At 55.4% G+C, this 7,992-nt stretch carries 11 protein-coding genes; 2 read left to right on the top strand and 9 right to left on the bottom strand.

The features are described 5' to 3' along the window. Nucleotides 1-80: 80 nt before the first annotated feature. The 9 genes from JW953_14750 to JW953_14710 form a co-directional block, all read right to left on the bottom strand. Entirely contained in the window at nt 81-308 is a 228-nt protein-coding gene (locus tag JW953_14750) for a helix-turn-helix transcriptional regulator (protein ID MBN1993956.1), read from the bottom strand. A gap of 1 nt (nt 309) precedes the next feature. Then, nucleotides 310-762, bottom strand: coding sequence for a hypothetical protein (locus JW953_14745; GenBank protein ID MBN1993955.1), 453 nt, complete (start codon nt 760-762; stop codon nt 310-312). A gap of 148 nt (nt 763-910) precedes the next feature. Continuing rightward, nucleotides 911-1,222 (bottom strand): cupin domain-containing protein, encoded by a 312-nt coding sequence (locus tag JW953_14740; GenBank protein MBN1993954.1) that lies wholly within the window; start codon nt 1,220-1,222, stop codon nt 911-913. Nucleotides 1,223-1,233: 11 nt separating this feature from the next. Continuing rightward, entirely contained in the window at nt 1,234-2,019 is a 786-nt protein-coding gene (locus JW953_14735) for a hypothetical protein (protein MBN1993953.1), read from the bottom strand. 3 nt (nt 2,020-2,022) lie between these two features. Beyond that, entirely contained in the window at nt 2,023-2,619 is a 597-nt protein-coding gene (locus JW953_14730; protein MBN1993952.1) for a hypothetical protein, read from the bottom strand. 237 nt (nt 2,620-2,856) lie between these two features. Continuing rightward, complete coding sequence (locus tag JW953_14725) at nt 2,857-3,630, bottom strand: uracil-DNA glycosylase (GenBank protein MBN1993951.1); 774 nt, start codon at nt 3,628-3,630, stop codon at nt 2,857-2,859. Continuing rightward, nucleotides 3,567-4,037 carry a DUF1841 family protein gene (locus JW953_14720; protein MBN1993950.1) on the bottom strand — a complete coding sequence of 157 codons (471 nt, stop codon included), beginning with the start codon at nt 4,035-4,037 and terminating at the stop codon, nt 3,567-3,569. The genes JW953_14725 and JW953_14720 overlap by 64 nt, the downstream gene beginning before the upstream one ends. 12 nt (nt 4,038-4,049) lie before the next feature. Continuing rightward, complete coding sequence (hemW, locus tag JW953_14715) at nt 4,050-5,240, bottom strand: radical SAM family heme chaperone HemW (GenBank protein ID MBN1993949.1); 1,191 nt, start codon at nt 5,238-5,240, stop codon at nt 4,050-4,052. A gap of 7 nt (nt 5,241-5,247) precedes the next feature. Further along, nucleotides 5,248-6,105, bottom strand: coding sequence for a LysM peptidoglycan-binding domain-containing protein (locus JW953_14710; protein ID MBN1993948.1), 858 nt, complete (start codon nt 6,103-6,105; stop codon nt 5,248-5,250). 268 nt (nt 6,106-6,373) lie between these two features. Between JW953_14710 and msrP the strand changes: the two genes are divergently transcribed. Beyond that, complete coding sequence (msrP, locus tag JW953_14705) at nt 6,374-7,360, top strand: protein-methionine-sulfoxide reductase catalytic subunit MsrP (protein MBN1993947.1); 987 nt, start codon at nt 6,374-6,376, stop codon at nt 7,358-7,360. Beyond that, nucleotides 7,360-7,992 (top strand): sulfoxide reductase heme-binding subunit YedZ (locus tag JW953_14700; GenBank protein MBN1993946.1); only part of this gene is annotated, 633 nt, incomplete at its 3' end. The genes msrP and JW953_14700, both read left to right, overlap by 1 nt.

Here is a 7,992-nt window from a genome sequence, read left to right as displayed (position 1 = left end):
TTAGCCCCAACGGGGCTTTCCTATCCCAGTTGCCCCCCTCTGGGGGGCTTCCTAATGCCTCCCGCTATGCGGGAGGTTGATTACTTCGTTTCGTTTTCAGCATCGTAAGAAAATACTTCCTCCAGCGGCACAGCAAAAGCCAGGGCAATGCGGAATGCCAGTTCCAGCGAGGGGGAGTATTTCCCCTGTTCCAGAGCGATGATGGTTTGACGGGTTACGCCTGCTTTTTCCGCCAACTGCTGTTGGGTCATTTCATCATTGAAAAAACGTAAGGTGCGAATATTGTTATTAAGCCGGCGTTTGCCCATCTTAAAATCCCCTTCGATAAAAATAGAGCCGCGCCACATCCCCAATGATCTCGGCCGCAATGCCGGATAAAATGATCAAGCTGAACATCACCAGGGGAGGCTGGCCAAAAACAAAAGTGAGCATGGCCAGAAAGACGCCAATGGAGAAAACGATATAGGCGTGCTTTGTCCCTCTCAGTTCAATCAATTTGTCGCGCTCATCGGCGATAAAACGTTCTTCTTCACATGTTTTTGTTTTGACGGCCTGAACAATGGCGAGCAGAATGTTGGTGAGGATATTGCCCACAATACTGACCAGAATTGTGGTTACAATGACAATGGCCCACAGGCTAAAAACTTTGGCCGCGTTTAAGCCTTCGCCGTAGTACATTTGCCATAAATTTACCAGATAGTACCCGCCAATCAACAAGTGGCTGAACAGAGCTACGGTGATGTTTTTCTCTTCGTAAGACATAGTTGCTCCTTGTGTAATATTTTGTTTACTTTCAGTAATGTATAACAGACATATTGTAACATAGAACGTACATTGTGTCAAGTATTTTTTACATTAAAGTCGCAAAAAAATACGGCTGTAAATTCACAGCCGTAAGATAATTGGCACGTTATTTGTAGTGAACGGCCAGCCAAACCGTTGGTTCTTGGCGGCTTGTTTCTTTGACACGGTGTTTCTGGTGAGCCGGGATGTGAAGGTGATCCCCCGGCTTTAGTTCGATCCGGCTGCCGTTTTCATATTCAATCACCCCTCTTCCGGCCAGCACCAGCACCCACTCATGCGTCTCCTGATCGTACCAAAACCCCTCCGGGGATTGCTGGCCGGTTGACACAATGCGCTCGATTTTGACGGCCCCGGTAGCCATGAGCGTTTGCACTTCTTCTTCGACCAGCGACGTTTTTACATCTTCAAAAATATTCATCTTCCCCGGCGCTATTTTTTGAACCTCATCGCCGAGGCGCCCGCGCCGAGCAACAAGATCACCAGTCCCAAAGCTACGGGGGCCAATTGCCAATTGACGTTAGCCCCGGTCGGGGGCAATTCCGTGGGCCCCTCCAGGGTGGGGCCTTGATCGGCAGCACTGCCCCCCTCTTCTTGCCCGGCAGTTGGCGTTCCCCCGCCGGTGCCGGCGGAAGTTTCACCGGCGGTAGTTTCGCCGGCAGCGGCCTCAGTGGTTTGACCTGTGGTTGTCTGGGTATCAGAACCGCCGGTATCTGTTGAGGTTGTGCTTTCTTGACTGCTGGCGAAGCCGGCAGCTTCTTCTGTTGAGGTTTGTGTACCGCTGTCTGCGCCGGTTGTCTCTCCCCCGTCGGTGCCACCTGGCGTTTCCTCTGTAGAAGTTTCGCCGCCGGTTGTTTCGCCTGTGGCTGAGGTGTCACTACTTTCCTCGCCAGGAGTCTGTGTGCCAGGGGCACTCTGGCCGCCGCCAACCCCGCCGCTCTCTGTTTCAGCGGCGGTTTCTGCTCTGGCAGGCGTTGGTTTTTCCTCAGACGTTATCTCACCCCCTGGGGTTTCGTCTGTGGGGCTGGGGGTGGTTAAGGTTACTGTGCCGGCTGAGACAGGGGTGTCGCTGCCCGTTCCGGCCACTGTTGTGGTTGAGGCTGGCGGAAGATTGATCACGGCCAGTCCGCCGGTGGCCAGGAGCAAAAAAATCAAGATAATGAGAACTCGTCGTTTTTTCTTTTTAACTTCTTGATCAACCAAGTCCCCTTCAAACATCGTTTATTCCCCTCGTTTGGCCCAGTCGCGGGCCTGTTCAATCCAGGCCTCCACGTTGACCCGTTGCCAATTCTTCACATCGAGCATGCGCCGGAGTTGGTCAGGATCGGCGTTAGCCATCTGCTTGTAGGTATTAAAACCGGCGTCGCGCAGTTTCCACTGGTAAACCGGCCCAATGCCCTTGATAACGGTCAAATCATCGGGATGCGTGCGCTGGTAGGCATCGAATTCGCCCTGCAAACTATCCATCCGATTGTCCTGCTCCGTCAGTTGGGCGCGCAGTTCCTGCAATTCCTGGTCTCGCTGACGCAGGAAGTCGGCCAGCGTATCCGAGGCGTCACCCTGACCGTCGCCCACCGAAGCGCCCAGCAAAAGCGATCTATCGCCCTTCTGCCGGTTCAACTGTTCTTGCAACTCGCGGTTACGGCGGTAGGCCAGGTCAATCAGCCACTCAACCACAAACCCAACCACCACCCCGGCCGCTACCAGCAGCACGCCCACAAATGTTTCTATCGCTTTGCCCCAGGCAAAGAGAAAAGTGACAATAAAACCCAGGGCTATGCCCAAAACCACAAGTGCTATGCCAAGAATAACTCCCATTACCTGCCTCCTGATATGATAGTAAAATAAAAAACTCCAGCATTGCCCACGGCTTGATCTTTAGCTAGGCTTTTTCACTGCCCGATCAAGCAACCAACACTAATATTAGACTTGTTGCCGAATAAGCATTAAACAATTGCCGAGGCGCTCGCCAAGCCTTCCTAATCATATCACGACTTTTCCGGTAAGTCCAGCACCATTTAAGAAATGCGTCTATTTGTGCTTAAAAGTGCGGGTTTACATTTCTAATAACGACCGGGCCAGCAGAAAAACATCCCGCAACATGGCCGGGGTCAGGCGGCCGGTTTGGGTGTTCTGGCGGCTGGGATGGTAAGAAGCCAGCAGGTGCTTAACGCCGCCCTGGGCCGGAGCAGTGAGTTGGTAATGCCGGCCGTGGCCAAATTTCAGGCGGGGGACTTCGTAGCCAAGTTCGCGCAGCAAATGCAGGCAGCCCTCAAACGCAATCTGCCCCAGGGCGACGATAACGCGGACCTGGGGCAGCAAATGCCATTCGCGGTGCAAAAAGGGGCGGCAGCGATGCAATTCCTCGGCCGTGGGCCGGTTGCCGGGCGGGGCGCAGCGGCCCACGGCCGTGATAAAGACATCGGTCAGAACCAGGCCGTCATCCCGCTGCCGGGCGATGGGTTGATTGGCAAAACCGGTTTGATACAGGGCGGTATACAGGGTGTCGCCGGAGCCATCGCCGGTGAACATGCGGCCGGTGCGGTTGGCCCCATGCGCGCCAGGGGCCAGTCCCACCAGTAACAGCCGGGCCGACCGGTCGCCAAAACCGGGCACGGGTTTGCCCCAATACTCCCAATCGCGGTAAGCCCGCCGTTTTTCGCGGGCTACCTGCTCGCGCCAGGCCACCAGCCGGGGGCAGGCCCGGCAATTGACAATGTCGGCGTTCAGGGTCGGCCAGGCCAAGTTGGGGCCAGGGGTTTGTTTCAAAATAGCCTCCGTCGCTTTTGTCGCCGTGGTTTGACCAGTTGGCGTAACCGGCGAATATATTTTTGCTCGCTAAAATTCCGGTTCGATTTCATGATCTCGGCGATGTCCCGGGCTAAAACGCTGCCTATTTCGTGGATGGCCTCGTGCCGGCTCAGTCCCTTTTCCAGCAAACGTTCCAGAGTTTGCGCAGTTTCAGGGGGATGGTTGGTGGCAATTTGATTTTCGATGATCTGGTGGATGGTGACGTGCAACACGGGATTGGTCTTGTCGCGCTCCAGTTCGGCCTCGGTCACCTCGTCCAGGCGTTCCCAGAGATCATAGTATTCGGGGTGCAGCCGCATAATGTTGACCAGCAGGCGTTCTTCATTGCTCAGGCTGGTCTCGTCCAGGCTGGCTATTTCCCAGATAAGGCGCATCCGTTGGCGAGACAGTTGGCGCAAACGGCGCATTTTATCGGTTTCCGGCATGGCTTGTCTCCTTTACGGCATGAATTGAACAATGACCTGGTTGGCTAAAAAACGTCCGGGTCGGGTTAACCGCAGATGGGGGCCGGTTGGCGTTGAAAGCCATTCAAGCAGACCACGCGCAAGGCCAAACTCGATGGCCTGAGTATACTCTGTTTGCAGCGGCTTTCCAAACCTGGCTCCAAATTCCGCCGCGCTCACTCCCTCACGCACCAACCGCAACCCCAGCAGCATGTGTTCGGCCATGGCTGTGTTGGGGTCAATCCGCTCCACGGTTGACTCGTCGCGGGCAGCGCCCAGCCCGGCGCCCTGTTCAAGGCGGGCAATATAAGTTTGGGGCTGTTTAACGTTCATCCACCGCTCCCCGTTGACCGTGCTATAGGCCCCCGCGCCCACTCCCAGGTAGGGCTGGTTGCGCCAGTAGATTAAATTATGGGCTGCCGCCAGGCCAGGCGTTTGCCAGGGGGCTTCGCCGTTGGCCCGCGCCCAGTTAGAGATTTCGTAATGGGTGTAACCGGCGGCCTCCAGCGTTTCCAGGGCACCGGCGTACATCTCGGCGGCCAGGTCGTCATCAGGCATTGGCACCTGACCCTGGCTGACCTGTTGGTGCAGCGGTGTGCCCGGTTCAATAGTTAAAGTGTAAAGCGAAAAATGGTCGGGCGCAAGCCGGAGCGCTGCCTGCAAAGTGTCTTGCCATTGGGCCAGAGATTGTCCGGGCAAGTTAAAGATCAGGTCGAGGCTGAGATTGTCCAAACCGGCCGCGCGGGCCTGGGCCACCGCCCGGCGAGCCGTGTCGGCGGTGTGCAGGCGGCCCAAAAAGCGCAGTTCGTCATCATTAAAGCTCTGCACCCCCAACGAGAGGCGATTGACACCGCCGTGCCGGAGCGTCCGCAGGTTGGCCGCAGAGAGCGTGCTCGGATTGGCCTCACTGGTCACTTCGGCGTCCGGCCGCAAAACAAAGGCCCCGCGCGCCGCTTCAACCAGGGCCAACAATTGAATCGGCGGCACGGTGGTAGGCGTACCGCCGCCAATAAAAATGGTGTCAAGCGCAGGGCGGTTTAGGGTTGCGCCTGCCTCGCGGATTTCGCGTAGAAGCGCAGTATGATAACGCGCTTTGAGCCTGGCGTCATCCGCAACATAAGTATTAAAATCGCAGTAATTACAGCGGGTAACGCACCAGGGGAGATGAATATAAAGTCCTAACATCTTGCTATTATTTGAGGGGAATGATCAATTTTTGGCCGGTTTGTAAGTGTTCGGGCACTTCAATGCCGTTTCTGGCGGCCAATGTATTGGCGTCAACCCCAAATTGAAGGGCAATGCCCAGCAGGGTGTCGCCGGATTGCACAATGTAGATGACGGGGGTGGGGGTGGGGGTGGGGGTGGGCGGTGGGGTGGCGTCGGTGGGGCGGAGGACCGCGTCTTCGGTAAAATGAAAGCTGTTGATAGTTTGTTGAAAAACAGGTTGCATGCCTGGCCACTGCGGAGCAGGCGCGGCAGCCACAATAAAATAGCCCACTTCATTTTTGTTTGTAGCGGCGGCAAAGCCTTGCCCCGCCTGGCCCTGGGCCGACTGGCCAAAAGTGAATTCTACCCAGGTCCAATTCTCTCCGGCCAGGCTCATCGTGCCTTGATTCATCACCTCGATGGGCGGAGGAAATTGAACCAGCAGACCGCGCAGTAATTCGGCATGGTCCAACGTATTGCCGGCCGGAATGCCGGCCCGGAGCGCGCCGGCCTGGAAGTTGGCGGGATCAAGGCCGTCTCTGGAGGGCGAGATGATAACGGCCAGGGTTTGTTCCTGTTTCCGCCAGCCGGGAGGGTAGGCCAGGGCAAAACCCAAGGCGGTGCTGTGAAACGAGGTGGCGGACGCAGCAGGCGTGGTCAAAATATTGCCGGCCGGGGGTGGGGTAGGCGGAAGGCTGGGGGAGGGCGAGGGCAAAGTGGTCGCGCCAACCACGCCCAGCATGTCTGTGAGCAACAGCGCCGCCACAATGACCACGGTGATAATGAGGAGTATAAAAATGATGGGCAGCGCAATCAAGAGCGCGCTTGGTTCGTTTTGACGCATGCAAAACCCTATTATCAAGCAACCGGCTGGTTGTGAAATAATACTATACCGCCGACCGGCTCGATTGACAATTCAGCGCCAAATTAATCCTGGCTTAATCATTTGTTAAGCAAATTGTTATAAATAGGCGGTACATTGTTAAGGAAAGTTTACAAATTTAGCGAGAGCAGGTCACAATTTGACATTCCTGACCAACGACCAATGACCACCGACCGCTCTCGTCGGTGAATATAGAACGTAAGTTTACTATTCAATTCTTGGAGGAACTATGATTAAAATTCGTTCGTCTGAAATAACGCCTGAACATGTTTATCTATCCCGGCGCAAATTTATGAAGGGCGTTGGCGCCTTGGCTCTGAGTTCGGCGGTTCTGGCCGCTTGTGGCGGGCAAGACCCGCTGGTCTCCGCACCGACGGCTACCGGCACGGATCCGGCCAAACCGGAAGTTGAACCAGACTCGTCTGCCCCCGGCCCAACCCAGGCGACCACCGATGAGTTGGGCGACGCGCTGACCACTTACGAAGCGGTCACCACTTACAATAATTTTTACGAATTCACCACCAACAAACAAGGCGTGGCCGCCCTGGCCAAGGATTTTAAAACATCACCCTGGACGGTAGCGGTCGGCGGCCTGGTCAACAAACCCAAAACTTTTGGTATTGAAGACTTGTGGGGCCGGTTTACCCAGGAGGAACGTATTTATCGGATGCGGTGCGTTGAAGGTTGGTCTATGGTCATTCCCTGGCTGGGTTTTCCCCTGGCCGGATTGCTGAAGGAAGTGGAGCCGACGGCAAAGGCCAAATACGTGCGTTTTGAAACCTTGTATGACCCGAAACGATTGCCCGGCCAGACGAGCGCCTGGTATGAATGGCCCTATGTGGAAGGTTTGCGGCTGGATGAGGCGATGCTTGACCTAACAATTCTATCAACGGGACTGTATGGCAAAGAACTATTGCCGCAGAACGGCGCGCCGCTGCGGTTGGTGGTGCCGTGGAAGTATGGTTTTAAGAGCATCAAGTCAATTGTAAAGATTGACCTGGTAGAAGAAATGCCGACCTCCTTGTGGATGGCCGCAGCCCCCCACGAGTATGGCTTTTATGCCAACGTCAATCCCGACGTACCTCATCCCCGCTGGTCCCAATCTTCTGAGCGGCGGATTGGCGAATTGGGCCGGCGCAAAACCTTGCCCTTCAACGGTTACGCCGAAGAAGTGGCTCAACTCTATGCCGGGATGGATTTGAGAAAATTTTATTAATGCGTAAAGTGAACTGGCTTAAGCTGGCCGTGCATATTGGGGCGCTCACGCCCATTGCCCTTATTATCTGGGATTACCGGCAGGGGCAGTTGAGCGTCAACCCGATTCAAGAACTAACTCTTTTGACCGGCTGGTATGCGCTGGTGCTGCTCATTTTGTCTCTGGCCTGCACGCCACTCAATACCTTTTTGGGCTGGCGTTGGGTTTTGCCGCTGCGAAAATTGTGGGGCCTCTATGCCTTTTTATACGCCGCTTTGCATTTCTTTATTTTCGCCGGGTTTGATTATGGGTTTGATCTGGCCTTGATCTGGCAGACAATTATTGAAAAGCGCTATATTGTGGCTGGCCTTGCTGCTTTTCTCATTTTGATACCCCTGGCGATCACTTCCACCAAAGGCTGGATGCGGCGGTTGGGCAAAAACTGGAAACACCTGCATCGCTGGGTGTATCTGGCCAGCCTGCTGGTAATTGTCCATTTTGTCTGGCTGGTCAAGTCTGACATCCGGCGCCCGCTGGCCTACGGGGCGGTGGTAGCCTTGCTCTTGGTGTTGCGCCTGCCGTGGATCCGCAGAATGGGCGGCAAACTACGCAGTCGCCTCCGGTTAGCGTCCCAACCAGCCGCCATCAATGGG

Source organism: Anaerolineae bacterium (assembly GCA_016931895.1).
GTDB lineage: Bacteria > Chloroflexota > Anaerolineae > 4572-78 > J111 > JAFGNV01.
The sequence above is the reverse complement of the archived record's forward strand: the minus strand, read 5'-3'. Positions and strand labels throughout refer to the sequence as shown.